24 protein-coding genes are annotated in these 26,795 nt (G+C 51.5%); 18 read left to right on the top strand and 6 right to left on the bottom strand.

Annotation, left to right across the window (positions count from 1 at the left end; translation table 11 throughout):
- Nucleotides 1-207 precede the first annotated feature (207 nt).
- From HUZ68_RS18040 to ygeA, 5 genes are all read left to right on the top strand, one after another.
- Nucleotides 208-1,389: an acetyl-CoA C-acetyltransferase gene (locus tag HUZ68_RS18040; RefSeq protein WP_033814773.1), complete on the top strand. Its 1,182-nt coding sequence runs from the start codon at nucleotides 208-210 to the stop codon at nucleotides 1,387-1,389.
- A gap of 286 nt (nucleotides 1,390-1,675) precedes the next feature.
- Complete coding sequence (gene kduI, locus HUZ68_RS18035) at nucleotides 1,676-2,512, top strand: 5-dehydro-4-deoxy-D-glucuronate isomerase (RefSeq protein WP_000383248.1); 837 nt, start codon at nucleotides 1,676-1,678, stop codon at nucleotides 2,510-2,512.
- A gap of 29 nt (nucleotides 2,513-2,541) precedes the next feature.
- Nucleotides 2,542-3,303 (top strand): 2-dehydro-3-deoxy-D-gluconate 5-dehydrogenase KduD, encoded by a 762-nt coding sequence (kduD, locus tag HUZ68_RS18030; protein ID WP_000603527.1) that lies wholly within the window; start codon nucleotides 2,542-2,544, stop codon nucleotides 3,301-3,303.
- Nucleotides 3,304-3,617: 314 nt separating this feature from the next.
- A complete protein-coding gene (gene araE, locus HUZ68_RS18025) occupies nucleotides 3,618-5,036 on the top strand; it encodes an arabinose-proton symporter AraE (protein ID WP_000256438.1) in 1,419 nt (472 codons plus the stop codon).
- A 128-nt stretch (nucleotides 5,037-5,164) separates the two neighbouring features.
- Nucleotides 5,165-5,857, top strand: coding sequence for an amino acid racemase (gene ygeA, locus HUZ68_RS18020; protein WP_053292012.1), 693 nt, complete (start codon nucleotides 5,165-5,167; stop codon nucleotides 5,855-5,857).
- Here the strand turns inward: ygeA and lysR are convergent.
- The gene (gene lysR, locus HUZ68_RS18015; RefSeq protein WP_225393149.1) at nucleotides 5,844-6,779 is read right to left on the bottom strand and encodes a DNA-binding transcriptional regulator LysR; all 936 of its coding nucleotides are present in this window, start codon (nucleotides 6,777-6,779) and stop codon (nucleotides 5,844-5,846) included. The two genes, ygeA and lysR, sit on opposite strands and share 14 nt — an antisense overlap.
- Before the next feature lie 121 nt (nucleotides 6,780-6,900).
- Between lysR and lysA the strand changes: the two genes are divergently transcribed.
- The gene (gene lysA / locus HUZ68_RS18010; protein ID WP_239593950.1) at nucleotides 6,901-8,163 is read left to right on the top strand and encodes a diaminopimelate decarboxylase; all 1,263 of its coding nucleotides are present in this window, start codon (nucleotides 6,901-6,903) and stop codon (nucleotides 8,161-8,163) included.
- Between the two features lie 6 nt (nucleotides 8,164-8,169).
- Here the strand turns inward: lysA and galR are convergent, their stop codons facing one another.
- Nucleotides 8,170-9,201, bottom strand: a complete 1,032-nt coding sequence (gene galR, locus HUZ68_RS18005; protein ID WP_000201063.1) for an HTH-type transcriptional regulator GalR — start codon at nucleotides 9,199-9,201, stop codon at nucleotides 8,170-8,172.
- A gap of 584 nt (nucleotides 9,202-9,785) precedes the next feature.
- On the opposite strand from galR, the gene aas reads away from it, so the two are divergent.
- The gene (aas, locus tag HUZ68_RS18000; protein WP_239593949.1) at nucleotides 9,786-11,945 is read left to right on the top strand and encodes a bifunctional acyl-ACP--phospholipid O-acyltransferase/long-chain-fatty-acid--ACP ligase; all 2,160 of its coding nucleotides are present in this window, start codon (nucleotides 9,786-9,788) and stop codon (nucleotides 11,943-11,945) included.
- Complete coding sequence (lplT, locus tag HUZ68_RS17995; RefSeq protein ID WP_239593948.1) at nucleotides 11,938-13,131, top strand: lysophospholipid transporter LplT; 1,194 nt, start codon at nucleotides 11,938-11,940, stop codon at nucleotides 13,129-13,131. Before aas ends, lplT begins: the two co-directional genes overlap by 8 nt.
- 31 nt (nucleotides 13,132-13,162) lie before the next feature.
- Here the strand turns inward: lplT and HUZ68_RS17990 are convergent, their stop codons facing one another.
- From HUZ68_RS17990 to mutH, 4 genes are all read right to left on the bottom strand, one after another.
- A complete protein-coding gene (locus tag HUZ68_RS17990; RefSeq protein WP_001199299.1) occupies nucleotides 13,163-14,203 on the bottom strand; it encodes an NADP(H)-dependent aldo-keto reductase in 1,041 nt (346 codons plus the stop codon).
- Nucleotides 14,204-14,310: 107 nt separating this feature from the next.
- Nucleotides 14,311-14,529, bottom strand: coding sequence for a lipoprotein YgdR (ygdR, locus tag HUZ68_RS17985; protein ID WP_000758655.1), 219 nt, complete (start codon nucleotides 14,527-14,529; stop codon nucleotides 14,311-14,313).
- A gap of 137 nt (nucleotides 14,530-14,666) precedes the next feature.
- On the bottom strand, nucleotides 14,667-15,380 hold the full coding sequence (locus HUZ68_RS17980) for a TerC family protein (RefSeq protein WP_000895624.1): 714 nt from the start codon (nucleotides 15,378-15,380) through the stop codon (nucleotides 14,667-14,669).
- Between the two features lie 68 nt (nucleotides 15,381-15,448).
- On the bottom strand, nucleotides 15,449-16,138 hold the full coding sequence (gene mutH / locus HUZ68_RS17975; protein WP_239593947.1) for a DNA mismatch repair endonuclease MutH: 690 nt from the start codon (nucleotides 16,136-16,138) through the stop codon (nucleotides 15,449-15,451).
- Between the two features lie 185 nt (nucleotides 16,139-16,323).
- Here mutH and ygdT point away from each other — a divergent pair, with 185 nt between their 5' ends.
- From ygdT to recC, 10 genes are all read left to right on the top strand, one after another.
- Nucleotides 16,324-16,470 carry a protein YgdT gene (gene ygdT, locus HUZ68_RS24970; protein WP_000953278.1) on the top strand — a complete coding sequence of 49 codons (147 nt, stop codon included), beginning with the start codon at nucleotides 16,324-16,326 and terminating at the stop codon, nucleotides 16,468-16,470.
- Between the two features lie 352 nt (nucleotides 16,471-16,822).
- On the top strand, nucleotides 16,823-17,353 hold the full coding sequence (gene rppH / locus HUZ68_RS17970; protein ID WP_000564489.1) for an RNA pyrophosphohydrolase: 531 nt from the start codon (nucleotides 16,823-16,825) through the stop codon (nucleotides 17,351-17,353).
- Nucleotides 17,354-17,365: 12 nt separating this feature from the next.
- Nucleotides 17,366-19,612 carry a phosphoenolpyruvate--protein phosphotransferase gene (ptsP, locus tag HUZ68_RS17965; RefSeq protein WP_097470189.1) on the top strand — a complete coding sequence of 749 codons (2,247 nt, stop codon included), beginning with the start codon at nucleotides 17,366-17,368 and terminating at the stop codon, nucleotides 19,610-19,612.
- 150 nt (nucleotides 19,613-19,762) lie between these two features.
- Nucleotides 19,763-20,638: a prolipoprotein diacylglyceryl transferase gene (lgt, locus tag HUZ68_RS17960; RefSeq protein ID WP_000204658.1), complete on the top strand. Its 876-nt coding sequence runs from the start codon at nucleotides 19,763-19,765 to the stop codon at nucleotides 20,636-20,638.
- A gap of 6 nt (nucleotides 20,639-20,644) precedes the next feature.
- On the top strand, nucleotides 20,645-21,439 hold the full coding sequence (thyA, locus tag HUZ68_RS17955) for a thymidylate synthase (protein ID WP_000816232.1): 795 nt from the start codon (nucleotides 20,645-20,647) through the stop codon (nucleotides 21,437-21,439).
- A gap of 183 nt (nucleotides 21,440-21,622) precedes the next feature.
- The gene (locus HUZ68_RS17950) at nucleotides 21,623-22,093 is read left to right on the top strand and encodes a prepilin peptidase-dependent protein (protein ID WP_001625815.1); all 471 of its coding nucleotides are present in this window, start codon (nucleotides 21,623-21,625) and stop codon (nucleotides 22,091-22,093) included.
- On the top strand, nucleotides 22,084-22,647 hold the full coding sequence (locus HUZ68_RS17945) for a prepilin peptidase-dependent protein (protein WP_001144297.1): 564 nt from the start codon (nucleotides 22,084-22,086) through the stop codon (nucleotides 22,645-22,647). Before HUZ68_RS17950 ends, HUZ68_RS17945 begins: the two co-directional genes overlap by 10 nt.
- The gene (locus HUZ68_RS17940) at nucleotides 22,644-23,051 is read left to right on the top strand and encodes a DUF2509 family protein (protein ID WP_239593946.1); all 408 of its coding nucleotides are present in this window, start codon (nucleotides 22,644-22,646) and stop codon (nucleotides 23,049-23,051) included. The genes HUZ68_RS17945 and HUZ68_RS17940 overlap by 4 nt, the downstream gene beginning before the upstream one ends.
- A complete protein-coding gene (locus tag HUZ68_RS17935; protein ID WP_059320681.1) occupies nucleotides 23,036-23,359 on the top strand; it encodes a prepilin-type N-terminal cleavage/methylation domain-containing protein in 324 nt (107 codons plus the stop codon). The genes HUZ68_RS17940 and HUZ68_RS17935 overlap by 16 nt, the downstream gene beginning before the upstream one ends.
- Nucleotides 23,360-23,371: 12 nt before the next feature.
- The gene (recC, locus tag HUZ68_RS17930) at nucleotides 23,372-26,740 is read left to right on the top strand and encodes an exodeoxyribonuclease V subunit gamma (protein ID WP_239593945.1); all 3,369 of its coding nucleotides are present in this window, start codon (nucleotides 23,372-23,374) and stop codon (nucleotides 26,738-26,740) included.
- The last annotated feature ends 55 nt before the right edge of the window (nucleotides 26,741-26,795 follow it).

The raw sequence follows: 26,795 nt of genomic DNA, 5'->3' as shown, positions 1-26,795 counted from the left end.
CCATAAACCAGGTTAAGTATGGGAGATTAACGCCCTATCTACCTCTCTATTGGTGGGTTAGTGGTTGCAAACCTTACGTGCCAGTTATGTCTCTGACTGCTACTCAGGCATATTTCCTTTGTGATAAAAATCACTTTTTTTAAACAATTAAGATAACTGTAATTAACAATCATTTACTATTGCACTGTTAATTTGTGCGAGGTTGTGATGAAAGACGTTGTGATTGTCGGGGCGTTACGGACACCTATCGGCTGCTTTCGTGGTGCGTTAGCGGGTCATTCCGCCGTGGAACTTGGTAGCCTGGTCGTGAAAGCGTTAATAGAACGTACCGGCGTGCCTGCATATGCGGTGGATGAAGTGATTCTTGGCCAGGTGTTGACTGCAGGGGCAGGGCAGAATCCGGCAAGGCAATCGGCTATTAAAGGTGGTCTTCCTAATAGCGTTTCTGCAATCACGATTAATGACGTTTGCGGTTCCGGGCTTAAGGCACTGCATCTGGCTACTCAGGCGATACAGTGTGGCGAGGCTGATATTGTCATCGCCGGTGGCCAGGAAAACATGAGCCGCGCACCACATGTTCTGACTGATAGCCGCACCGGTGCACAGCTTGGCAATAGCCAGTTGGTTGACAGTCTGGTGCACGATGGGTTGTGGGATGCCTTCAATGATTATCATATTGGTGTCACCGCCGAAAATCTGGCTCGCGAATATGGCATCAGCCGTCAGTTGCAGGATGCTTACGCACTTAGCTCGCAACAAAAAGCGCGAGCGGCGATTGACGCCGGGCGATTTAAAGATGAGATCGTCCCGGTAATGACCCAAAGTAATGGTCAGACGTTGGTTATTGATACCGATGAACAGCCACGCACTGACGCCAGTGCAGAAGGCTTAGCCCGTTTAAATCCTTCATTTGATAGTCTCGGTTCTGTGACAGCGGGTAATGCATCATCCATAAACGATGGCGCAGCTGCGGTAATGATGATGAGCGAAGCCAAAGCACGAGCGTTGAATTTACCCGTGCTGGCCCACATCCGCGCATTTGCCAGCGTTGGTGTAGATCCAGCATTGATGGGAATTGCGCCGGTGTATGCGACCCGCCGTTGCCTGGAGCGTGTGGGCTGGCAGTTGGCTGATGTCGATCTTATCGAGGCTAATGAAGCGTTTGCTGCACAGGCGCTTTCGGTTGGCAAGATGCTTGAATGGGATGAGCGTCGGGTCAATGTCAATGGTGGCGCGATCGCACTCGGTCACCCGATAGGCGCTTCCGGTTGCCGAATCCTGGTTTCTCTGGTTCATGAAATGGTGAAACGTAATGCCCGCAAAGGGCTGGCAACGCTTTGTATCGGCGGGGGCCAGGGCGTGGCATTGACCATTGAACGTGACGAGTAGCTCTGCATTTCCTCCTTACCGATAAATATCTGCCGTCATTAATCTGTTGAATAATGATGGCTGGCAAGTCGACATACATTTTCTGGGCTCCCTCATTTTTCCATTCTCATGACATATTCGTGATCGACACTGCACTTTTTTTAATCCTTAACTTAAAAATGAAACATTGTTTTATTTTTAATTGAAAACCCTATCCCATGGGCATATCATCCCTTTATAGAGAAAACGAAACAGTGTTTCACTATCGTTTTCTATTTTCACGCTTCACTGATTATCGGAGGTTGATGTGGACGTAAGACAGAGCATCCACAGTGCGCACGCAAAAACGCTGGATACCCAGGGGCTGCGCAATGAATTTTTGGTTGAAAAGGTATTTGTCGCCGATGAGTACACCATGGTTTACAGCCACATTGACCGAATTATTGTTGGCGGCATTATGCCGGTAACTAAAACGGTTTCCGTTGGCGGGGAAGTTGGTAAACAACTCGGCGTAAGCTATTTCCTTGAACGTCGCGAGTTAGGTGTTATCAATATTGGCGGTGCCGGTACGATTACTGTCGATGGTCAATGCTATGAAATCGGTCACCGCGACGCCCTGTATGTTGGTAAAGGTGCAAAAGAAGTTGTCTTTGCCAGTATTGATACCGCCACTCCGGCAAAGTTTTATTACAATTGCGCACCCGCGCATACGACGTATCCCACCAAAAAAGTCACACCGGACGAAGTATCTCCAGTCACGTTAGGCGATAACCTCACCAGTAACCGTCGCACAATTAACAAATATTTTGTCCCGGATGTGCTGGAAACCTGCCAATTGAGTATGGGGCTGACGGAGCTGGCTCCAGGTAACTTGTGGAACACCATGCCGTGTCACACTCACGAGCGCCGGATGGAAGTTTATTTCTATTTCAATATGGATGATGACGCCTGCGTTTTCCACATGATGGGGCAGCCGCAAGAAACGCGTCACATTGTGATGCATAACGAGCAGGCGGTGATCTCCCCGAGCTGGTCGATCCATTCCGGCGTCGGAACCAAAGCTTATACCTTTATCTGGGGCATGGTCGGTGAAAACCAGGTCTTTGATGATATGGACCATGTGGCCGTTAAAGATTTGCGCTAGTTGTGGGCATAAACGAATAAGGTATTGTTATGATTTTAAGTGCATTTTCTCTCGAAGGTAAAGTTGCGGTCGTCACTGGTTGTGATACTGGACTGGGCCAGGGGATGGCGTTGGGGCTGGCGCAAGCGGGCTGTGACATTGTTGGCATTAACATCGTTGAACCGACTGAAACCATCAAGCAGGTCACGGCGCTGGGGCGTCGTTTTTTAAGCCTGACCGCCGATCTGCGAAAGATCGATGGCATTCCATCACTGCTGGATCGCGCGGTAGCGGAGTTTGGTCATATTGATATCCTGGTGAATAACGCCGGATTGATTCGCCGCGAAGATGCTCTCGAGTTCAGCGAAAAAGACTGGGACGATGTCATGAACCTGAATATCAAGAGCGTATTCTTCATGTCTCAGGCAGCGGCGAAACACTTTATCGCGCAAGGCAATGGCGGCAAGATTATCAATATCGCGTCAATGCTCTCCTTCCAGGGCGGGATCCGTGTGCCTTCTTATACCGCATCAAAAAGCGGTGTGATGGGCGTGACGCGATTGATGGCAAACGAATGGGCTAAACACAACATTAATGTTAATGCGATAGCTCCGGGTTACATGGCGACCAATAATACTCAACAACTACGGGCAGATGAACAACGTAGCGCGGAAATTCTCGACCGCATTCCAGCTGGCCGTTGGGGACTGCCGAGTGACCTGATGGGGCCGGTAGTGTTCCTTGCCTCCAGCGCTTCAGATTATGTGAATGGTTATACCATTGCCGTGGATGGCGGTTGGCTGGCGCGTTAATTCATTCTTCTTACTTTTATGACCCTGCCGCATGGCAGGGTTTTTTATACCTGTAGATCATCATAATCCATATCATGGTTATGAAATAATCCATATCAATTATCAATTAATGAACTTTATGAATTTTATCTGCTTTAAAATTAGGTGGTTAATAATAATCTCAATAATTCAACTTAAATTGAAAATTGGAATATCCATCACATAACGACATGTCGCAGCAATTTAATCCATATTTATGCTGTTTCCGACCTGACACCTGTGTGAATTGTTCACGTATTTTTTCACTATGTCTTACTCTCTGCTGGCAGGAAAAAATGGTTACTATCAATACGGAATCTGCTTTAACGCCACGTTCTTTGCGTGATACGCGGCGTATGAATATGTTTGTTTCGGTAGCTGCTGCGGTCGCAGGATTGTTATTTGGTCTTGATATCGGCGTAATCGCCGGAGCGTTGCCGTTCATTACCGATCACTTTGTGCTGACCAGTCGTTTGCAGGAATGGGTGGTTAGTAGCATGATGCTCGGCGCAGCAATTGGTGCGCTGTTTAATGGTTGGCTGTCGTTCCGCCTGGGGCGTAAATACAGCCTGATGGCGGGGGCCATCCTGTTTGTGCTCGGCTCGATAGGGTCCGCTTTTGCGACCAGCGTAGAGATGTTAATCGCCGCTCGTGTGGTGCTGGGCATTGCTGTCGGGATCGCGTCTTACACCGCTCCTCTGTATCTTTCTGAAATGGCAAGTGAAAACGTTCGCGGTAAGATGATCAGTATGTACCAGTTGATGGTCACACTCGGCATCGTGCTGGCGTTTTTATCCGATACAGCGTTCAGTTATAGCGGTAACTGGCGCGCAATGTTGGGGGTTCTTGCTTTACCAGCAGTCCTGCTGATTATTCTGGTGGTCTTCCTGCCAAATAGCCCGCGCTGGCTGGCGGAAAAGGGGCGTCATATTGAGGCGGAAGAAGTGTTGCGTATGCTGCGCGATACGTCGGAAAAAGCGCGAGAAGAACTCAACGAAATTCGTGAAAGCCTGAAGTTAAAACAGGGCGGTTGGGCACTGTTTAAGATCAACCGTAACGTCCGTCGTGCTGTGTTTCTCGGTATGTTGTTGCAGGCGATGCAGCAGTTTACCGGTATGAACATCATCATGTACTACGCGCCGCGTATCTTCAAAATGGCGGGCTTTACGACCACAGAACAACAGATGATTGCGACTCTGGTCGTGGGGCTGACCTTTATGTTCGCTACTTTTATTGCGGTGTTTACGGTAGATAAAGCCGGGCGTAAGCCGGCTCTGAAAATTGGTTTCAGCGTGATGGCGTTAGGCACTCTGGTGCTGGGTTACTGCCTGATGCAGTTTGATAACGGTACGGCTTCCAGTGGCTTGTCCTGGCTCTCTGTTGGCATGACGATGATGTGTATTGCCGGTTATGCGATGAGCGCCGCGCCAGTGGTGTGGATCCTGTGCTCTGAAATTCAGCCGCTGAAATGCCGCGATTTCGGTATTACCTGTTCGACCACCACGAACTGGGTGTCGAATATGATTATCGGCGCGACCTTCCTGACGCTGCTCGACAGCATTGGCGCTGCCGGTACGTTCTGGCTCTACACTGCGCTGAACATTGCGTTTGTGGGCATCACTTTCTGGCTCATTCCGGAAACCAAAAATGTCACCCTGGAACATATCGAACGCAAACTGATGGCAGGCGAGAAGTTGAGAAATATCGGCGTCTGATTTCACGGGCCGGATGTGCTGTACATCCGGCCCTTTTTTCGTTAATAGAGATTGGGCACCTGGCCGTTGAGGCGTTTGTCTCGTTCCTTATTCAGCCTTGTTGCGGTAACACACATCAGGAGAGAGGAATGAAAACAATTGGTTTGCTGGGAGGAATGAGCTGGGAATCCACTATTCCTTACTATCGTCTGATAAATGAAGGCATTAAACAGCGGCTTGGTGGGCTTCACTCTGCGCAAGTGCTGCTACATAGCGTCGATTTTCATGAAATAGAAGAGTGCCAGCGTCGCGGGGAATGGGATAAAACCGGGGACATTCTGGCTGAGGCGGCGCTTGGCTTACAGCGGGCGGGCGCAGAAGGTATTGTGTTATGTACCAATACGATGCACAAAGTGGCGGATGCTATAGAGTCTCGTTGCTCTCTGCCTTTCTTACACATTGCGGATGCCACCGGACGTGCAATTACCGGGGCCGGAATGACTCGTGTGGCGCTGCTGGGTACGCGTTACACCATGGAACAGGATTTTTATCGCGGGCGGCTGACGGAACAATTTTCCATCAATTGTCTTATTCCTGAAGCGGATGAACGGGCGAAAATTAATCAGATTATTTTTGAAGAACTGTGTCTGGGGCAATTTACCGAAGCGTCACGCGCTTATTATGCGCAAGTGATTGCTCGCCTTGCAGAACAGGGCGCACAGGGCGTCATTTTTGGCTGCACAGAAATTGGTTTACTGATGCCAGAAGAGCGCAGTGTTTTGCCTGTGTTTGATACTGCGGCGATCCATGCCGAGGATGCTGTCGCTTTTATGCTGTCGTAGCTGACGACAAAATAGCGTCAAGAGAAGTGACCAGTTTCGGTAAACCCGCTTGTAAATGCTCACTAAACGCCTGCACCAGCGCTGATGACGGGCGGTGCAGGGGGCGGATCAGGCTGACGGTGAACGGAACCGCAATACTGAACCGCCGCACCACTAAACCGCTTGCCGCATAATCCAGTGCGGTGAGCGGGTTAACCACCGAAACACCTACCCCCGCCCGTACCATTGCGCAGACTGACGCGGCGCTGTGGGTTTCTACGATCATGCGTCGTTTAACCTGATTCTCAGTAAACAATTGATCCAGCAACTGGCGATAGCTGTCAGTACGGGAAAGGCTGATGTAGTTTTCACCGTGAAAATCATCCGGCGTTAATACCTTTTTTACCGCCAGCGGATGGCCCGGAGGTAACACACACACTTCATCTAAAGAGAGTAATTCGGTACGTTCTGTTCCCGCAGGCGTATGGAGTGTCTCAGTGAGTCCTAAATCATGACGCTGGGCCGAGAGCCACTCTTCAAGTAGAGGTGATTCCTGGGGCACGATATTTAAGCTGACATCGGGATAACGTGCCAGAAAGGGTTGCAGGAGCTGCGGTAAAAAAGATTGCGAAAAGACCGGCAGGCAGGCAATAGACAGTTCTCCCTGACGAAACTCGCGCAGACTTTCTGCGGCGCTGACAATGCGATCCAGTCCGTACCAGGATCGTTGCACTTCTTCAAACAGACGCAGTCCTTGCACAGTAGGATGTAATCGTCCACGTACGCGCTCAAACAATTTCAGCCCGATAACCTTCTCAAAGCGCGCCAGTTCGCGGCTGACGGTTGGCTGTGAGGTGTGTAGCAGTTGTGCCGCCTCGGTCAGGCTTCCGGCGGTCATTACCGCATGAAAAATCTCAATATGACGTAAGTTAACGGCGGCCATTAGCGCTCTCTCGCAATCCGGTAATCCATATCATTTTTGCATAGACTTGACATAAATCGATATTTTTTATTCTTTTTATGATGTGGCGTAATCATAAAAAAGCACTTATCTGGAGTTTGTTATGCCACATTCACTGTTCAGCACCGATACCGATCTCACCGCCGAAAATCTGCTGCGTTTGCCCGCAGAATTTGGCTGCCCGGTGTGGGTCTATGATGCGCAAATTATTCGTCGGCAGATTGCAGCGCTGAAACAGTTTGATGTGGTGCGCTTCGCACAGAAAGCCTGTTCCAATATTCATATTTTGCGCTTAATGCGTGAGCAGGGCGTGAAAGTGGATTCCGTCTCGTTAGGCGAAATAGAGCGTGCGTTGGCGGCGGGTTACAATCCGCAAACGCACCCCGATGATATTGTTTTTACGGCAGATGTTATCGATCAGGCGACGCTTGAACGCGTCAGTGCATTGCAAATTCCGGTGAATGCGGGTTCTGTTGATATGCTCGACCAACTGGGCCAGGTTTCGCCAGGGCATCGGGTATGGCTGCGCGTTAATCCGGGGTTTGGTCACGGACATAGCCAAAAAACCAATACCGGTGGCGAAAACAGCAAGCACGGTATCTGGTATACCGATCTGCCCGCCGCACTGGACGTGATACAACGTCATCATCTGCAGCTGGTCGGCATTCACATGCACATTGGTTCTGGCGTTGATTATGCCCATCTGGAGCAAGTATGTGGTGCTATGGTGCGTCAGGTCCTCGAATTCGGTCAGGATTTACAGGCTATTTCTGCGGGCGGTGGGCTTTCTATTCCTTATCAACAGGGGGAAGAGGCGGTTGATACCGAACATTATTATGGTCTGTGGAATGCCGCGCGTGAGCAAATCGCCCGCCATTTGGGCCACCCTGTGAAACTGGAAATTGAACCGGGTCGCTTCCTGGTAGCGCAGTCTGGCGTGTTAATTACTCAGGTGCGGAGCGTCAAACAAATGGGTAGCCGCCACTTTGTGCTGGTTGATGCCGGGTTTAACGATCTGATGCGCCCGGCAATGTACGGTAGTTACCACCATATCAGTGCCCTGGCAGCTGATGGTCGTTCTCTGGAACACGCACCAACGGTGGAAACCGTCGTCGCCGGGCCGTTATGTGAATCGGGCGATGTCTTTACCCAGCAGGAAGGGGGAAATGTCGAAACCCGCGCCTTGCCGGAAGTGAAGGCAGGTGATTATCTGGTACTGCATGATACGGGGGCATATGGCGCGTCAATGTCATCCAACTACAACAGCCGTCCGCTGTTACCAGAAGTTCTGTTTGATAATGGTCAGGCGCGGTTGATTCGCCGTCGCCAAACCATTGAAGAATTACTGGCGCTGGAATTGCTTTAACTGCGGTTAGTCGCTGGTTGCATGATGACTTGCCTCCAGCGACGGAGTTGACACTGAATGGCGACGTACCAGCGTCGGACTAAAGACATTAGTTATTTCCGGGAGAGGGCGATTATCCGCCAGCGCCAAAGCCAGTTCGGCAGCCTGCGTCGCCATCGTCACGATTGGGTAACGCACGGTGGTCAGACGCGGGCGCACATAGCGTGACACCAGCACATCATCAAAGCCAATTAACGAAATCTCACCCGGTACATCAATACCATTATCATTGAGAACGCCCATCGCGCCCGCCGCCATTGAATCGTTATAACAGGCTACCGCAGTGAAATTTCTTCCTCGTCCCAAAAGCTCGGTCATTGCCTGTTCGCCGCCGCTTTCGTCTGGTTCGCCAAATGTCACCAGCCGATCATTGGCCGCAATACCACTTTCAGCAAGGGCATCGTAATACCCTTGCAGACGATCTTCGGCGTCAGAAATAGAGTGGTTAGAGCACAGATAACCAATGCGGGTATGACCTTGCTGAATTAAATGACGCGTTGCCAGCCAGGCACCGTAACGATCGTCCAGAGCAATACAACGGTTTTCAAAGCCAGGCAGGATACGGTTGATCAGCACCATACCGGGCATTTGTTTCATTAATGAGGCTAAATCGGCATCCGGGATCATTTTGGCATGGACAACCAGCGCAGCACAGCGATGGCGGATCAGTTGCTCAATAGCCTGACGCTCTTTTTGTTCGTTGTGGTAACCGTTGCCAATCAATAAGAAATTACCGGTGTGATAAGCCACCTGTTCGACCGCTTTCACCATTGCACCGAAAAACGGATCGGAAACATCACCAACGACCAGACCGACCGTTTCAGTGGTCTGTTGCGCCAGCGCACGGGCGTTGGCGTTCGGGTGATAGCTAAGAGACTCCATTGCACTATGCACAGCCAGCCGGGACGCTTCGCTGGCTTTGGGTGAATTATTAATGACGCGGGAAACGGTGGCGACTGAAACGCCTGCCAGTCGGGCTACATCCTTTATGGTCGCCATGAAAATACCTTAGTGGGTAAACGCTTACATTCTTTCAGTGTTACGGAAAACGCCCGTTGGTTCAAGGGGTGGCGTGTTTTCATCGTGGGAATGTGAGCCAAACGCAAATAAGTAAGACAAAAAAAGAGATTGCAAACCTTTGGTTACACTTTGCGAAACGCTGTTGCGATTGACCGCTGGTGGCGTTTGGCTTCAGGTTGCTAAAGTGGTGATCCCAGAGGTATTGATAGGTGAAGTCAACTTCGGGTTGAGCACATGAATTACACCAGCCTGCGCAGATGCGCAGGTTTTTTTTGCCGGTCATCAATCTGTAACAGTAACCGACAATTTACACACCTCGTTGCATTTCCCTTCATTCCTTTGCGTTTTCTCGCTGGCGAAGAGTCGTCGTGCAGACCACAATCAAGATCCCAGAGGTATTGATTGGTGAGATTATTCGGTACGCTCTTCGTACCCTGTCTCTTGCACCAACCTGCGCGGATGCGCAGGTTTTTTTTCGCACCTAATTTACTGTCGCTCGCGTTCTTTATCTCGTGTAATCTCCCTCCATTCGCTTTTACTGAATCAGAGCAAAGGGAGTTGGAATGCTTTTTAGCTTTTTTCGAAATTTGTGCCGTGTTTTGTATCGCGTTCGCGTTACGGGTGACACCCAGGCACTGAAGGGCGAGCGCGTTCTAATTACGCCTAATCACGTCTCTTTTATTGATGGCATTTTGCTTGGACTGTTTTTACCTGTGCGTCCAGTGTTTGCCGTTTACACCTCAATAAGCCAACAGTGGTATATGCGTTGGCTGAAATCATTTATCGACTTTGTTCCTCTCGACCCGACGCAACCTATGGCGATTAAACATCTGGTACGTCTGGTGGAACAGGGCCGACCAGTGGTGATTTTCCCTGAAGGACGAATCACCACCACTGGCTCGCTGATGAAAATCTACGATGGCGCGGGATTTGTCGCGGCGAAGTCTGGTGCAACGGTTATTCCTGTGCGTATCGAAGGGGCAGAACTTACGCACTTCAGCCGCCTGAAAGGTCTGGTTAAACGTCGCTTGTTCCCGCAAATTACTCTGCATATTTTGCCTCCAACGCAGGTGGCGATGCCGGATGCGCCGCGTGCCCGTGACCGTCGCAAAATCGCTGGCGAAATGCTGCATCAAATAATGATGGAAGCGCGTATGGCGGTGCGCCCGCGTGAAACGCTGTACGAATCTTTACTGAGCGCAATGTATCGCTTCGGAGCCGGGAAGAAATGTGTCGAAGACGTCAACTTTACCCCAGACTCCTATCGCAAATTGCTTACGAAAACGCTGTTTGTTGGACGCATCCTTGAAAAATACAGTGTTGAAGGCGAACGCATCGGCTTAATGCTGCCCAATGCAGGCATCAGTGCGGCAGTGATTTTTGGGGCCATCGCCCGTCGCCGCATTCCCGCAATGATGAACTACACCGCTGGGGTAAAAGGGCTGACCAGCGCCATTACGGCAGCTGAAATCAAAACCATCTTCACTTCCCGCCAGTTTCTCGATAAAGGCAAACTCTGGCATCTGCCGGAGCAACTTACTCAGGTGCGCTGGGTCTATCTGGAAGATTTAAAAGCAGATGTCACCACTGCCGACAAAGTGTGGATCTTCGCTCATTTGCTGATGCCGCGTCTGGCACAGGTAAAACAGCAGCCGGAAGAAGAGGCGCTGATCCTTTTTACCTCCGGTTCTGAAGGCCATCCGAAAGGCGTCGTCCATAGCCATAAAAGCATTCTGGCGAATGTCGAGCAGATTAAAACGATTGCCGATTTCACCACCAACGATCGCTTTATGTCGGCGTTGCCGCTGTTTCACTCCTTTGGGCTGACGGTAGGCCTGTTTACGCCACTGCTCACAGGTGCAGAAGTGTTCCTTTATCCAAGCCCGCTGCATTACCGCATTGTGCCGGAGTTGGTGTATGACCGCAGTTGCACCGTGTTGTTCGGCACCTCGACTTTCCTCGGTCACTACGCGCGTTTCGCCAACCCGTATGACTTCTATCGTCTACGCTATGTGGTGGCAGGCGCAGAAAAACTACAAGAAAGTACCAAACAGCTTTGGCAGGATAAATTTGGCCTGCGCATCCTTGAAGGCTATGGTGTAACCGAGTGCGCGCCTGTCGTTTCTATCAACGTACCGATGGCGGCGAAACCCGGTACGGTAGGGCGTATTCTACCAGGAATGGATGCGCGCCTGTTGTCGGTTCCTGGTATCGAAGAGGGCGGACGCCTGCAACTGAAAGGGCCGAACATAATGAACGGCTATCTGCGGGTGGAGAAGCCAGGTGTACTGGAAGTGCCCACCGCCGAGAATGTGCGCGGCGAAATGGAGCGCGGCTGGTATGACACTGGCGATATCGTGCGTTTTGACGAGCAGGGCTTTGTGAAGATTCAGGGCCGCGCAAAACGCTTTGCCAAAATTGCAGGCGAAATGGTGTCGCTGGAAATGGTGGAACAACTGGCACTTAGTGTTTCGCCAGATAAAGTCCATGCCACTGCGATTAAGAGCGATGCCAGCAAAGGCGAGGCACTGGTGCTTTTCACCACAGATAACGAACTGACGCGCGATAAGTTGCAACAGTATGCCCGCGAGCACGGCGTGCCGGAGCTTGCTGTACCGCGTGATATTCGCTATCTGAAACAGATGCCATTACTTGGCAGCGGCAAACCTGACTTTGTCACGTTGAAAAGCTGGGTAGACGAAGCGGAACAACACGATGAGTGAGTCAGTGCACACTAACACTTCGTTGTGGTCGAAGGGGATGAAAGCGGTTATCGTGGCGCAGTTTCTCTCTGCGTTTGGCGATAATGCACTACTGTTTGCCACTCTGGCGTTACTGAAAGCGCAGTTCTATCCAGAGTGGAGCCAGCCCATCCTGCAAATGGTGTTTGTAGGTGCTTACATTCTTTTTGCGCCGTTTGTCGGGCAGGTGGCGGATAGCTTCGCCAAAGGCCGGGTGATGATGTTTGCCAACGGCCTGAAGATGCTGGGCGCAGCCAGTATCTGCTTTGGTATCAATCCGTTTCTCGGCTATACGCTGGTGGGTGTTGGTGCTGCAGCCTATTCACCGGCGAAATACGGTATTCTCGGCGAATTAACCACGGGTAGTAAGTTAGTGAAAGCTAACGGTTTAATGGAAGCTTCTACCATAGCGGCGATTTTGCTCGGTTCCGTAGCCGGTGGTGTACTGGCTGACTGGCATGTCCTGGTTGCCCTGGCCGCATGCGCACTGGCCTACGGTGGTGCGGTCGTTGCCAATATCTACATTCCCAAACTGGCGGCGGCGCGTCCGGGGCAGTCCTGGAATCTCATCAACATGACCCGCAGTTTCCTGAATGCCTGCACCTCGCTATGGTGCAATGGTGAAACGCGTTTTTCGCTGGTGGGCACCAGTTTATTCTGGGGAGCGGGTGTAACGCTGCGTTTCCTGTTGGTGCTGTGGGTACCGGTGGCGCTGGGCATTACCGATAACGCTACGCCGACCTATCTCAACGCGATGGTAGCGATTGGTATCGTGGTTGGCGCAGGTGCGGCAGCGAAGCTGGTTACGCTGGAAACCGTGTCACGCTGTATGCCAGCCGGGATTTTGATTGGCGTGGTGGTACTGATTTTCTCCCTGCAACACGAGCTGTTGCCAGCCTATGCCTTATTGATGCTGATTGGCGTGCTGGGGGGCTTTTTTGTAGTACCGCTCAATGCGTTGCTACAGGAGCGGGGTAAAAAAAGCGTCGGGGCGGGGAATGCGATTGCAGTACAAAACCTTGGCGAAAACAGCGCCATGTTGTTGATGCTGGGCATTTACTCGCTGGCGGTAATGGTAGGCATCCCAGTCGTGCCCATTGGCATTGGCTTCGGTGCGCTATTTGCGCTGGCAATAACGGCGCTGTGGATCTGGCAGCGCCGTCATTAATATTTAACGCCGGTTTTAACCGGCGTTAATCTTATGGTGCAGGATACGTATAAACCTGATGCACCGCTTCAATTTCAGCTAATACGTCTTCGCTCAACTCCAGATGCAAACTTTCGACGTTAGTTTTCAGCTGCTCCATCGTGGTTGCGCCCAGCAGAGTGCTGGCAACAAACGGTTGACGGCGTACAAAAGCGAGCGCCATCTGAGCAGGATCCAGGCCATGACGTCTGGCGATATCAACATACGCCGCGACGGCTTTTTGCGTTTGCTCACCGCTATAGCGGGTGAACCGACTAAAGAGCGTATTACGTGCGCCAGCGGGTTTTGCACCGTTGAGATATTTCCCGGTCAGCGTGCCGAAACCCAGGCACGAATAGGCCAGCAGTTCGACCCCTTCATACTGGCTGACTTCTGCCAGACCTACTTCAAAACTGCGGTTTAACAGACTGTAAGGGTTCTGAATGGTGACAATACGCGGCAGATCGTGTTTGTCCGCCAGATGCAGGTAGCGCATTACGCCAAATGCAGTTTCGTTCGACACGCCGATATAACGAATTTTTCCCGCGCGTTGGTACTCTGCCAGTGCGTCCAGCGTATCCAGCAGCGAAACCGCAGGCGCAGAATCTGTCCAGCTATAACCGAGTTTGCCGAAGCAGTTGGTTGGGCGCTGTGGCCAGTGCACCTGATAAAGATCGAGGTAATCAGTCTGTAGGCGCTTGAGGCTGTCATGCAGCGCTTCGCGGATATTCTTCCGATCCAGCGCCTGATCCGGGCGGATGCCCTTGTCATTATTGCGCGACGGTCCGCTCACTTTGGAGGCGATAATTAACTTTTCGCGGCTGCCATGTTTCGCCAGCCAGTTGCCGACGTAGGTTTCGGTTAACCCTTGCGTTTCGGGGCGCGGAGGTACTGGGTACATTTCGGCAACGTCGATAAGGTTAATGCCCTGAGCGACGGCATAGTCGAGTTGTGCGTGGGCGTCGGCTTCGCTGTTCTGTTCACCAAACGTCATCGTGCCAAGCCCCAGCGTGCTGACTTCCAGCGAACTGTGGGGTATACGGTGATATTGCATAGCCGTTTCCTTTTTATAATCACGACATAAGGAATATAAAAATGGCAGAGGGAAGGGAAAAGGGAAAGAGAAAAATCTTAAGGCCAGCCGGATGCTGACCTTATTTGTTAACGTTCAATAATTTGCGAAACATCATCACGGTTAATTTGCATCGCGTTACCTTGCTGATCGTGATAACTCACCAGCCCGGTATCATCATCAATTTCAGGTTTTCCATCGGTCAAAATCATACGGCCATCTTTGGTCGCCATGACGTAATCACTGGAACACCCGGAAACAGCAAACGCCAGTCCGACTGCAGAAATTATTACTGCCCATTTTTTCATCCGGTTATCCTCATTTGGCCCACCTATGATAATAGTCTGTTTATAAACTGACGTTATATATCTTGAAAGCAGGAAAATCTTAAACTGTGAGGGTAACAGGAGTGAGTACGCCCTCCCGCAGGAGAGCGTACGGAGTATCAGAGCGGGTTCTTTTTGTTGCGAATCAGGTTGAGGCTTTCAACCGCAATAGAGAAGAACATCGCGAAGTAGATGTAACCTTTCGGTACGTGGATGTCGAAACTTTCCAGAATCAGGGTAAAGCCCACCAGAATCAGGAAAGAGAGCGCCAGCATTTTTACCGAAGGATGGCGCTCGACAAAATCACCAATCGAGCGCGCGGCGAACATCATCACGCCTACGGCAATCACCACGGCGGCCATCATAATAAACAGGTGATCTGACAGACCCACAGCGGTAATCACCGAGTCGAGGCTGAAGATAATATCCAGCAGCATAATCTGCACGATAGCGCCGAGGAATGATGAAACGCGTGTTTTCAGCCCTTCTTCTTCACCTTCAATGGATTCGTGGATTTCCTTGCTGGCTTTCCAGATAAGGAACAAGCCACCCAGAAGCAGAATCAAGTCACGGGCAGAAATTTCCTGACTGAATATTGTAAAAAGCGGATTTGTCAGGCGCGTAACCCAGGCGATTGATGCCAGCAGCGCCAGACGCATAACCATGGCTCCCGCCAACCCCAGACGGCGCGCATGAGCACGTTGTGCTGTGGGAAGCTTTGCCACCACCAGAGAAAGGAAAATAATATTGTCGATCCCAAGAACGATCTCCAGCAGCGTCAGCGTACCGAGCGCAAGCCAGGCGTTAGGATCGGTTATCCATGCAAATAACATCTAAAAAGCCCTGCCAAAAAAATGAAGCGGTAATTATATGCCCGGAAAGCGGCAGGTCAAAGCGATGGCTACTGGATCAGAAAATGACGGGCCAGCAGCGCACTGGTGAAATTTTTCTTCAAATAAAAGCCGCGCGGCAGCGTCAGAATCCGTTCGCCCCGGGCACCAATGGCTTCGGTAAGCGCTTTCGCATTCGCTGCTTTCGGTCGTATCTGTAAATACTCCCCGTGACGAGCGGTAATCCGCTCAACCTGACCGAGAACAATCATATCCATTAATTCTTCCCAGTCTTCGCGTAGCTGCCGGTCTTCCTCTTCATTCGGGCTCCACAGCAACGGTGATCCAACGCGACGCTGCGCCAGCGGGATGCTGCGCTCGCCTTCAACCGGTATCCACAGTACGCGTTTGAGTTTGTGGCGCACGTGGCTGGTTTCCCAGGTCACCCCGCTATTGCCCGTTAACGGGGCAACACAAACGAATGTTGTTTCCAGCGGACGACCAAGACTATCCACAGGGATAGTTTTAAGTTCCACGCCCAGAGCAGCAAAATCTTGCTCAGGTTTACTCCCTGCGCTGGCACCTAGCCAGATCTCCAGTAACACGCCAATCCAGCCCTTATCGCGTTTTAAATTCTCTGGCGTAACCAGCCCGGCAAGTACCGCCAGTTCTCCCAATGTATAACCAGAAAGTTGCTGTGCTTGCGCTAACAACTGTTCTTCAGTTTCGGGAGGAGAGAGCAGTGGGCGAGGTTGGGACATGTCATGATACCTTGGTTAAAAAACAAACAGCAATTATGTGCCGAATATTCGCAGTGTAACTTTTTCCACATGCGTTGTTCAATTCTCTGATTTATATTGCTTTTTAGGTTGCCGGTAATCGAGTTGCGCAACACTGCAACGGGTTTTCCAAATCTGGTCACTGAAAATAAACAGGATCTTACACCATGTTATCCACAGAAAGCTGGGATAACTGTGAAAAACCTCCACTACTGTTTCCATTTACAGCCTTGACGTGCGACGAAACTCCAGTTTTTAGTGGTTCAGTGCTTAACTTAGTGGCACATTCTGTGGATAAATACGGCATTGGTTGATCTTTCGCCAACCCGTAAATGAGAGTTGTGACCTGGGTCACGAATTACTCTTTTTCATTACTTAAATTACATGTAATGCATTGACTGATAATGAATATTTTAAAATGTCTATATCGGGCTTATTCAGAATGCTCCGGGTTTTCCCGTAGTAATTCCGTAGTTCTTCACAACTCTATCCACAGAAAAGGTGAATAAAAACGGCTATCCACCCCTTCCTCTGTTTATAACTCTGCACATAACTGTGAGTTATTCAATTGTTATTAGTGTGTAATGCCCTGCAGAGAGTGGTTTACCGTCTTCCTGGAGTATGAAACAATCATTCGTATATAAAGCTTTATATTGAGGTAGTCCGGTGATTGATGACGATGGCTACCGCCCAAACGTAGGTATCGTGATTTGTAATCGCCAGGGGCAGGTAATGTGGGCCCGGCGATTTGGTCAGCACTCCTGGCAATTTCCGCAAGGCGGAATTAACCCCGGAGAATCCGCAGAGCAGGCGATGTACCGTGAATTGTTTGAAGAAGTAGGATTAAGCCGCAAAGACGTTCGAATCCTTGCTTCAACGCGTAACTGGTTGCGCTACAAATTACCGAAACGTTTGGTGCGTTGGGACACGAAGCCGGTTTGTATCGGCCAAAAACAAAAATGGTTTCTCTTGCAGCTGGTGAGCGGCGATGCAGAAATCAATATGCAAACCAGCAGTACACCAGAGTTTGACGGCTGGCGATGGGTAAGTTACTGGTATCCGGTCAGACAGGTGGTGTCATTTAAACGTGATGTCTACCGTAGGGTAATGAAAGAGTTCGCGAGTGTGGTGATGTCACTGCAGGAAAATACGCCAAAACCACAAAACGCATCTGCTTATCGACGTAAAAGAGGTTAAGTCACGCCAATTATGCTCACTCGCCTGCGCGAAATAGTCGAAAAGGTAGCCAGCGCACCACGCCTGAATGAGGCGTTAAATATTCTGGTTACCGACATCTGTCTTGCGATGGATACCGAGGTCTGTTCGGTCTACCTGGCCGATCATGATCGACGTTGTTACTACCTGATGGCGACCCGGGGGCTGAAAAAACCACGCGGTCGCACTGTAACGCTTGCGTTTGATGAAGGGATCGTCGGCCTGGTTGGCAGGCTGGCGGAACCGATAAACCTTGCAGATGCGCAAAAGCACCCCAGCTTCAAATACATTCCCTCCGTAAAAGAAGAACGTTTCCGCGCGTTTTTAGGCGTACCAATTATTCAACGTCGCCAGTTGCTTGGTGTACTGGTGGTACAGCAACGAGAGTTGCGCCAGTATGACGAAAGTGAAGAATCCTTCCTGGTGACGCTTGCCACCCAGATGGCAGCTATTCTTTCTCAGTCGCAGTTGACTGCCTTGTTTGGGCAATATCGCCAGACGCGAATCCGCGCATTACCGGCAGCACCTGGTGTGGCGATTGCCGAAGGCTGGCAGGATGCCACGTTACCTTTAATGGAACAGGTGTATCAGGCATCAACGCTGGATCCGGCTCTGGAACGCGAACGACTGACCGGGGCGCTGGAAGAAGCGGCAAACGAGTTTCGCCGCTACAGCAAACGCTTTGCCGCCGGTGCACAAAAAGAAACGGCGGCTATTTTCGATCTTTACTCGCACCTGCTTTCGGACACCCGGCTGCGTCGCGAATTGTTTGCCGAGGTTGATAAAGGCTCGGTGGCAGAGTGGGCGGTAAAAACGGTCATTGAAAAATTTGCCGAACAGTTTGCCGCGCTAAGCGATAACTATCTCAAAGAGCGGGCTGGCGATTTACGTGCGCTGGGTCAGCGATTGCTGTTTCATCTTGATGACGCTAATCAAGGGCCGAACGCCTGGCCGGAACGTTTCATTCTGGTGGCAGATGAACTGTCAGCGACAACTCTTGCTGAGCTGCCCCAGGATCGCTTAGTCGGTGTTGTCGTGCGAGATGGCGCAGCCAACTCCCATGCTGCGATCATGGTACGTGCGCTGGGGATCCCTACCGTGATGGGCGCGGATATTCAGCCTTCGGTGCTGCATCGTAGGACGCTGATCGTTGATGGCTATCGCGGTGAATTGCTGGTCGATCCGGAGCCGGTACTGCTGCAAGAATATCAGCGGCTAATTAGTGAAGAGATTGAGCTTAGCCGTCTGGCGGAAGATGACGTCAATTTACCCGCGCAGTTAAAAAGCGGTGAGCGTATAAAAGTCATGCTCAATGCTGGTTTAAGCCCGGAACATGAAGAAAAACTGGGCAGCCGTATTGATGGCATCGGTCTTTATCGCACTGAAATCCCATTCATGCTGCAAAGTGGTTTTCCGTCGGAAGAAGAACAGGTGGCGCAGTATCAGGGGATGCTGCAAATGTTCAATGATAAACTCGTCACCTTGCGTACGCTGGATGTCGGAGCAGATAAGCAGCTGCCTTACATGCCGATCAGCGAAGAGAATCCATGCCTGGGTTGGCGTGGGATTCGCATTACGCTCGATCAGCCGGAGATCTTCTTGATCCAGGTGCGGGCGATGCTGCGTGCTAACGCCGCTACGGGCAACCTGAATATTCTGTTGCCGATGGTCACAAGCCTCGATGAAGTTGACGAAGCTCGCCGCCTGATTGAACGTGCCGGACGTGAAGTCGAGGAGATGATCGGTTACGAAATTCCCAAACCACGTATCGGCATCATGCTGGAAGTACCGTCAATGGTATTTATGCTGCCGCATCTGGCAAAGCGGGTCGATTTTATCTCTGTTGGCACCAACGATCTGACTCAATACATCCTGGCCGTTGATCGTAACAATACCCGGGTGGCGAACATTTATGACAGTCTTCATCCTGCAATGTTACGAGCTCTGGCGATGATCGCCCGGGAAGCGGAAATACATGGAATCGATCTCCGTTTGTGCGGTGAAATGGCGGGCGATCCCATGTGCGTGGCAATCCTCATTGGGCTTGGGTATCGCCATCTGTCTATGAACGGACGTTCTGTAGCGCGCGTAAAATACCTGCTGCGGCGCATTGATTTTGCCGAAGCAGAAAATCTTGCGCAGCGTAGTCTGGAAGCGCAACTGGCGACCGAAGTTCGCCATCAGGTTGCAGCCTTTATGGAGCGTCGCGGCATGGGCGGGCTGATTCGCGGAGGGTTATAGCGCGGATCATATACATATCTTTTAACGGTATCCGGCAACCAGCCAGGTCCCCTTGTGCTATTATTCGCACCTTTGGAGCGCCTGAAACCTGCGGCGCGCATTTCAATCGCTGTTCTCTTTCAGCGAAATAACAAGAACTTGTGGTGACAGATGACCAGTAGCTATCTGCATTTTCCGGAGTTTGATCCGGTCATTTTCTCAATAGGACCCGTGGCGCTTCACTGGTACGGCCTGATGTATCTGGTGGGTTTCATTTTTGCAATGTGGCTGGCAACACGTCGGGCGAATCGTCCGGGCAGCGGCTGGACCAAAAATGAAGTTGAAAACTTACTCTATGCGGGCTTCCTCGGCGTCTTCCTCGGGGGACGTATTGGTTATGTTCTGTTCTACAATTTCCCGCAGTTTATGGCCGATCCGCTGTATCTGTTCCGTGTCTGGGACGGCGGCATGTCCTTCCACGGCGGCCTGATTGGCGTTATCGTGGTGATGATTATCTTCGCCCGCCGTACTAAACGTTCCTTCTTCCAGGTTTCTGATTTTATCGCACCACTCATTCCGTTTGGTCTTGGTGCCGGGCGTCTGGGCAACTTTATTAACGGTGAATTGTGGGGCCGCGTTGACCCGAACTTCCCGTTTGCCATGCTGTTCCCAGGCTCCCGTACAGAAGATATTTTGCTGCTGCAAACCAACCCGCAGTGGCAATCCATTTTCGACACTTACGGTGTGCTGCCGCGCCACCCATCACAGCTTTACGAGCTGCTGCTGGAAGGTGTGGTGCTGTTTATCATCCTTAATCTGTACATTCGTAAACCGCGCCCAATGGGAGCTGTCTCAGGTTTGTTCCTGATTGGTTACGGCGCGTTTCGCATCATTGTTGAGTTTTTCCGCCAGCCCGACGCGCAGTTTACCGGTGCCTGGGTGCAGTACATCAGCATGGGGCAAATTCTTTCCATCCCGATGATTGTCGCGGGTGTGATCATGATGGTCTGGGCATATCGTCGCAGCCCACAGCAACACGTTTCCTGAGGAACCATGAAACAGTATTTAGAACTGATGCAAAAAGTGCTCGACGAAGGCACACAGAAAAACGACCGTACCGGAACCGGAACGCTTTCCATTTTTGGTCATCAGATGCGTTTTAACCTGCAGGATGGATTCCCGCTGGTGACAACTAAACGTTGCCACCTGCGTTCCATCATCCATGAACTGCTGTGGTTTCTGCAGGGCGACACTAACATTGCTTATCTACACGAAAACAATGTCACCATCTGGGACGAATGGGCCGATGAAAACGGCGACCTCGGGCCAGTGTATGGTAAACAGTGGCGCGCCTGGCCAACGCCAGATGGTCGTCATATTGACCAGATCACTACGGTACTGAACCAACTGAAAAACGACCCGGATTCGCGCCGCATTATTGTTTCAGCGTGGAACGTAGGCGAACTGGATAAAATGGCGCTGGCACCGTGCCATGCATTCTTCCAGTTCTATGTGGCAGACGGCAAACTCTCTTGTCAGCTTTATCAGCGCTCCTGTGACGTCTTCCTCGGCCTGCCGTTTAACATTGCCAGCTACGCGTTACTGGTGCATATGATGGCGCAGCAGTGCGATCTGGAAGTGGGTGATTTTGTCTGGACCGGTGGCGATACGCACCTGTACAGCAACCATATGGATCAAACTCATCTGCAATTAAGCCGCGAACCGCGTCCGCTGCCGAAGTTGATTATCAAACGTAAACCCGAATCCATCTTCGACTACCGTTTCGAAGACTTTGAGATTGAAGGATACGATCCACATCCGGGCATTAAAGCGCCGGTGGCTATCTAATTACGAAACATCCTGCCAGAGCCGACGCCAGTGTGCGTCGGTTTTTTTACCCTCCGTTAAATTCTTCGAGACACCTTCCCGAAATTTTGCAACGTCCTGCAACGGCGTAAATAGTCCGGAAGATGCGCCGAAGAAATAGAAACTGGCCCTCGTCTTTTTTTCTCCTTGCTCCATACTGCCGGCATGAAAACACAACGTGGTTATACGCTGATTGAAACGCTGGTCGCGATGCTGATTTTGGTCATGCTAAGTGCAAGTGGACTCTATGGCTGGCAATACTGGCAGCAGTCGCAACGGCTATGGCAAACCGCCAGCCAGGCGCGAGACTATTTGCTCTATTTACGTGAAGATGCCAACTGGCATAACCGCGACCACAGTATCAGCGTTATCAGGGAGGGGACGTTATGGTGCCTTGTGAGTTCCGCTGCTGGGGCGAATACTTGTCATGGCAGTTCACCATTGGTCTTTGTGCCACGCTGGCCCGAAGTCGAAATGAGCGACCTGACACCTTCGCTTGCTTTCTTTGGCCTGCGCAATACCGCATGGGCCGGGCATATTCGCTTCAAAAACACAACGGGCGAGTGGTGGCTGGTGGTTTCGCCGTGGGGAAGACTCCGGCTTTGTCAGCAAGGAGAAACAGAAGGATGCCTGTAAAAGAGCAAGGTTTTTCTCTGCTGGAAGTGTTGATTGCTATGGCGATCAGTAGCGTATTGTTGCTGGGGGCTGCACGCTTTCTGCCTGCGTTACAGCGTGAAAGTTTAACGGGCACCCGTAAGCTGGCGCTGGAAGATGAAATCTGGCTGCGGGTATTTACCGTCGCGAAGCATCTCCAGAGGGCGGGTTATTGTCATGGCAGCTGTACCGGCGAAGGGCTGGAAATTGTCGGACAGGGTGACTGTATCATTGTGCAGTGGGATGCGAACAGTAACGGTATCTGGGATCGCGAACCGGTAAAAGAGTCCGACCAGATTGGATTTCGTCTGAAGGAGCATGTGCTGGAAACGCTACGCGGTGCGACATCCTGTGAAGGTAAGGGCTGGGATAAAGTCACTAATCCGGATGCCATCATTATCGACACTTTTCAGGTCGTACGTCAGGATGTCAGCGGCTTCTCGCCGGTGTTGACGGTTAATATGCGTGCTGCCAGTAAGTCTGAACCGCAAACCGTGGTGGATGCCAGCTATAGCGTGACAGGATTCAACCTGTGAACCGCGAAAAGGGTGTTTCGTCACTGGCTCTGGTCCTGATGCTGCTGGTTTTGGGTAGCTTGCTATTACAAGGAATGAGCCAACAGGATCGCAGTTTTGCCTCTCGCGTGAGCATGGAAAGTCACTCATTGCGCCGCCAGGCCATCGTTCAGTCGGCGCTGGCGTGGGGAAAAATGCACTCATGGCAGACGCAGCCAGCAGTTCAGTGCTCGCAGTACGCTGGAACCGATGCCCGGGTTTGTTTGCGTTTACTGGCAGATAATGAAGCCTTATTGATTGCCGGTTATGAAGGCGTTTCGTTGTGGCGAACAGGTGAAGTCATCGATGGAAACATTGTTTTTTCGCCACGCGGCTGGAGCGATTTTTGTCCGCTGAAAGAGGGGGCGTTATGTCAGCTTCCCTGAAGAATCAACAAGGCTTTAGCCTGCCGGAGGTAATGTTGGCGATGGTGTTGATGGTGGTGATTGTCACTGCGTTATCGGGTTTCCAGCGAACATTAATGAACAGTCTTGCCAGCAGAAACCAGTACCAACAGCTCTGGCGGCATGGTTGGCAGCAAACGCAACTGCGCGCGATTTCGCCACCTGCCAACTGGCAGGTCAACCGAATGCAGACATCGCAGGCGGGATGTGTCAGCATCAGCGTTACGCTAGTTTCACCCGGGGGCAGAGCAGGCGAGATGACCCGCCTGCATTGCCCGAATCGTCAGTAGTCAGGAGCCGCTATGTTAAGGGTCTACCATTCCAATCGTCTGGACGTGCTGGAAGCGTTGATGGAGTTTATTGTCGAACGCGAACGGCTGGACGATCCTTTCGAACCAGAGATGATTCTGGTGCAAAGTACCGGTATGGCACAGTGGCTGCAAATGACCCTGTCGCAAAAGTTTGGTATTGCGGCAAACATTGATTTTCCGCTGCCTGCGAGCTTTATCTGGGATATGTTCGTCCGGGTGTTACCGGAGATCCCCAAAGAGAGCGCCTTTAACAAACAGAGCATGAGCTGGAAACTGATGACTCTGCTGCCGCAATTGCTGGAGCGCGAAGACTTTACCCTGTTGCGGCATTATCTGACTGACGATAGCGACAAGCGAAAACTGTTCCAGCTTTCCTCAAAAGCGGCGGACCTGTTTGACCAGTATCTGGTCTATCGTCCGGACTGGCTGGCACAGTGGGAAACAGGACATTTGGTTGAAGGGCTGGGAGAGGCACAGGCCTGGCAAGCGCCGTTGTGGAAGGCGCTGGTGGAATATACACATGAACTCGGACAACCGCGTTGGCACCGCGCCAATCTCTATCAGCGCTTTATCGAAACGCTGGAGTCCGCTACGACCTGCCCGCCGGGGTTACCTTCGCGCGTCTTTATATGCGGTATTTCCGCGTTACCGCCTGTTTATCTCCAGGCGCTCCAGGCGCTGGGTAAACATATTGAAATCCATCTCCTGTTTACCAACCCCTGCCGTTATTACTGGGGCGATATTAAAGATCCTGCTTATCTGGCGAAACTACTGACTCGCCAGCGCCGACACAGTTTTGAAGATCGCGAATTACCGCTATTTCGCGACAGCGAAAATGCCGGGCAGCTCTTTAACAGCGATGGTGAACAGGATGTCGGCAACCCGCTGCTGGCTTCATGGGGTAAGCTTGGGCGCGACTACATTTATCTCCTTTCTGACCTGGAGAGCAGCCAGGAGCTGGACGCCTTTGTCGATGTCACGCCAGATAACCTGCTGCATAACATTCAGTCTGACATTCTGGAACTGGAAAACCGCGCCGTTGCTGGTGTGAACATCGAAGAGTTTTCCCGTAGCGATAACAAACGCCCGCTTGATCCACTGGATAGCAGTATCACCTTCCACGTTTGCCATAGCCCGCAGCGTGAAGTTGAAGTTTTGCACGATCGCCTGCTGGCGATGCTGGAGGAAGACCCGACACTTACTCCGCGCGACATCATCGTGATGGTGGCCGACATCGACAGCTACAGTCCGTTTATTCAGGCTGTGTTTGGTAGCGCACCTGCGGATCGTTACCTGCCTTACGCCATTTCCGACCGTCGGGCGCGGCAGTCACATCCGGTACTGGAAGCGTTTATCAGCCTGTTATCACTGCCTGACAGTCGCTTTGTGTCAGAGGATGTGCTGGCGCTGCTGGATGTGCCGGTGCTGGCGGCGCGGTTTGACATCACCGAAGAAGGGCTGCGTTATTTACGCCAGTGGGTCAACGAGTCCGGCATTCGTTGGGGGATAGATGACGACAACGTTCGCGAGCTGGAACTCCCCGCTACCGGTCAACACACCTGGCGGTTTGGCCTGACGCGCATGTTGCTGGGTTACGCGATGGAGAGCGCGCAGGGCGAGTGGCAATCGGTTCTACCTTATGATGAATCGAGCGGCTTAATTGCAGAACTGGTGGGGCATCTGGCTTCACTGCTAATGCAGCTAAACATCTGGCGTCGCGGGCTGGCACAGGAGCGTCCGCTGGAAGAGTGGTTGCCGGTTTGTCGCGATATGCTCAACGCCTTCTTCCTGCCGGATGCGGAAACCGAAGCGGCGATGACGCTGATCGAACAACAATGGCAGGCGATTATCGCCGAAGGTTTAGGTGCGCAGTATGGCGACGCGGTGCCGCTGTCACTATTGCGTGATGAACTGGCACAGCGCCTGGATCAAGAACGTATCAGCCAGCGTTTTCTCGCCGGGCCGGTTAACATTTGTACTCTGATGCCAATGCGTTCAATTCCGTTCAAAGTGGTTTGCCTGCTGGGAATGAACGACGGCGTTTATCCACGTCAGCTTGCGCCATTGGGCTTTGACCTGATGAGCCAGAAACCGAAGCGTGGCGACCGTAGCCGTCGCGATGACGACCGCTACCTGTTCCTGGAAGCGTTAATTTCCGCGCAGCAAAAACTCTATATCAGCTATATCGGGCGCTCCATTCAGGATAACAGTGAACGTTTCCCGTCGGTACTGGTGCAGGAACTGATCGACTACATCGGGCAAAGTCATTATCTACCGGGCGATGAAGCGCTCAACTGTGATGAAAGCGAGGCAAGGGTAAAAGCGCATCTTACTTGCCTCCATACCCGGATGCCGTTTGATCCACAAAACTACCAGCCAGGCGAACGACAAAGCTATGCTCGTGAATGGCTACCTGCGGCCAGCCAGGCTGGTAAAGCACATTCTGAATTTGTTCAGCCGCTGCCGTTTACCTTACCGGAAACCGTGCCGCTGGAAACGCTACAACGATTCTGGGCACATCCGGTGCGGGCGTTCTTCCAGATGCGTTTGCAGGTGAACTTCCGTACTGAAGACAGCGAAATCCCCGACACCGAGCCATTTATTCTGGAAGGACTTAGCCGTTATCAAATCAATCAGCAGTTATTGAATGCACTGGTTGAGCAGGATGATGCCGAACGCTTGTTCCGTCGCTTCCGGGCGGCAGGGGATTTACCGTATGGCGCTTTTGGTGAAATTTTCTGGGAAACACAGTGCCAGGAGATGCAGCAGCTTGCCGACAGAGTCATTGCCTGTCGCCAGCCGGGGCAGAGTATGGAAATTGATCTCGCCTGCAACGGTGTGCAGATAACTGGCTGGTTGCCGCAGGTGCAGTCGGATGGCCTGTTGCGCTGGCGTCCCTCTTTATTAAGTGTGGCGCAGGGAATGCAACTTTGGCTGGAACACCTTGTCTACTGTGCCAGCGGTGGTAATGGTGAAAGTCGCCTTTTTCTACGCAAAGACGGCGAGTGGCGTTTTCCGCCGCTTGCAGCCGAACAGGCTTTGCATTACCTCTCACAACTGATTGAGGGATATCGTGAAGGGATGTCCGCGCCATTGCTGGTGTTACCTGAAAGTGGCGGCGCGTGGCTAAAAACCTGTTATGACGCGCAAAACGATGCCATGCTGGATGACGATTCCACGTTGCAAAAAGCCCGTACGAAATTCCTTCAGGCTTACGAAGGCAACATGATGGTGCGTGGCGAAGGTGATGATATCTGGTATCAAAGGCTCTGGCGGCAATTAACACCAGAGACAATGGAGGCCATCGTTGAACAGTCGCAACGTTTCCTGTTACCGCTGTTTCGCTTTAATCAGTCATGAGCGCTGTATAAAAATTGCGCAATCTATCCGCTTACTTTATGATGCGCACCAGTCA

It is taken from the genome of Shigella dysenteriae, from assembly GCF_022354085.1.
Lineage (GTDB): Bacteria > Pseudomonadota > Gammaproteobacteria > Enterobacterales > Enterobacteriaceae > Escherichia > Escherichia coli.
The sequence above is the reverse complement of the archived record's forward strand: the minus strand, read 5'-3'. Positions and strand labels throughout refer to the sequence as shown.

What these genes read in the sequence shown, in the direction of transcription:
- galR (WP_000201063.1), bottom strand. Translation starts at nt 9,201, where the DNA reads ATGGCGACCATAAAGGATGTAGCCCGACTGGCAGGCGTTTCAGTCGCC.
- lgt (WP_000204658.1), top strand. Translation starts at nt 19,763, where the DNA reads ATGACCAGTAGCTATCTGCATTTTCCGGAGTTTGATCCGGTCATTTTC.
- HUZ68_RS18040 (WP_033814773.1), top strand. Translation starts at nt 208, where the DNA reads ATGAAAGACGTTGTGATTGTCGGGGCGTTACGGACACCTATCGGCTGC.
- araE (WP_000256438.1), top strand. Translation starts at nt 3,618, where the DNA reads ATGGTTACTATCAATACGGAATCTGCTTTAACGCCACGTTCTTTGCGT.
- HUZ68_RS17980 (WP_000895624.1), bottom strand. Translation starts at nt 15,380, where the DNA reads ATGTTATTTGCATGGATAACCGATCCTAACGCCTGGCTTGCGCTCGGT.
- aas (WP_239593949.1), top strand. Translation starts at nt 9,786, where the DNA reads ATGCTTTTTAGCTTTTTTCGAAATTTGTGCCGTGTTTTGTATCGCGTT.
- thyA (WP_000816232.1), top strand. Translation starts at nt 20,645, where the DNA reads ATGAAACAGTATTTAGAACTGATGCAAAAAGTGCTCGACGAAGGCACA.
- ygdT (WP_000953278.1), top strand. Translation starts at nt 16,324, where the DNA reads ATGTTATCCACAGAAAGCTGGGATAACTGTGAAAAACCTCCACTACTG.
- mutH (WP_239593947.1), bottom strand. Translation starts at nt 16,138, where the DNA reads ATGTCCCAACCTCGCCCACTGCTCTCTCCTCCCGAAACTGAAGAACAG.
- ygdR (WP_000758655.1), bottom strand. Translation starts at nt 14,529, where the DNA reads ATGAAAAAATGGGCAGTAATAATTTCTGCAGTCGGACTGGCGTTTGCT.
- lysA (WP_239593950.1), top strand. Translation starts at nt 6,901, where the DNA reads ATGCCACATTCACTGTTCAGCACCGATACCGATCTCACCGCCGAAAAT.
- HUZ68_RS17990 (WP_001199299.1), bottom strand. Translation starts at nt 14,203, where the DNA reads ATGCAATATCACCGTATACCCCACAGTTCGCTGGAAGTCAGCACGCTG.
- ptsP (WP_097470189.1), top strand. Translation starts at nt 17,366, where the DNA reads ATGCTCACTCGCCTGCGCGAAATAGTCGAAAAGGTAGCCAGCGCACCA.
- ygeA (WP_053292012.1), top strand. Translation starts at nt 5,165, where the DNA reads ATGAAAACAATTGGTTTGCTGGGAGGAATGAGCTGGGAATCCACTATT.
- kduD (WP_000603527.1), top strand. Translation starts at nt 2,542, where the DNA reads ATGATTTTAAGTGCATTTTCTCTCGAAGGTAAAGTTGCGGTCGTCACT.
- lplT (WP_239593948.1), top strand. Translation starts at nt 11,938, where the DNA reads ATGAGTGAGTCAGTGCACACTAACACTTCGTTGTGGTCGAAGGGGATG.
- recC (WP_239593945.1), top strand. Translation starts at nt 23,372, where the DNA reads ATGTTAAGGGTCTACCATTCCAATCGTCTGGACGTGCTGGAAGCGTTG.
- HUZ68_RS17945 (WP_001144297.1), top strand. Translation starts at nt 22,084, where the DNA reads ATGCCTGTAAAAGAGCAAGGTTTTTCTCTGCTGGAAGTGTTGATTGCT.
- HUZ68_RS17950 (WP_001625815.1), top strand. Translation starts at nt 21,623, where the DNA reads ATGAAAACACAACGTGGTTATACGCTGATTGAAACGCTGGTCGCGATG.
- HUZ68_RS17935 (WP_059320681.1), top strand. Translation starts at nt 23,036, where the DNA reads ATGTCAGCTTCCCTGAAGAATCAACAAGGCTTTAGCCTGCCGGAGGTA.
- lysR (WP_225393149.1), bottom strand. Translation starts at nt 6,779, where the DNA reads ATGGCCGCCGTTAACTTACGTCATATTGAGATTTTTCATGCGGTAATG.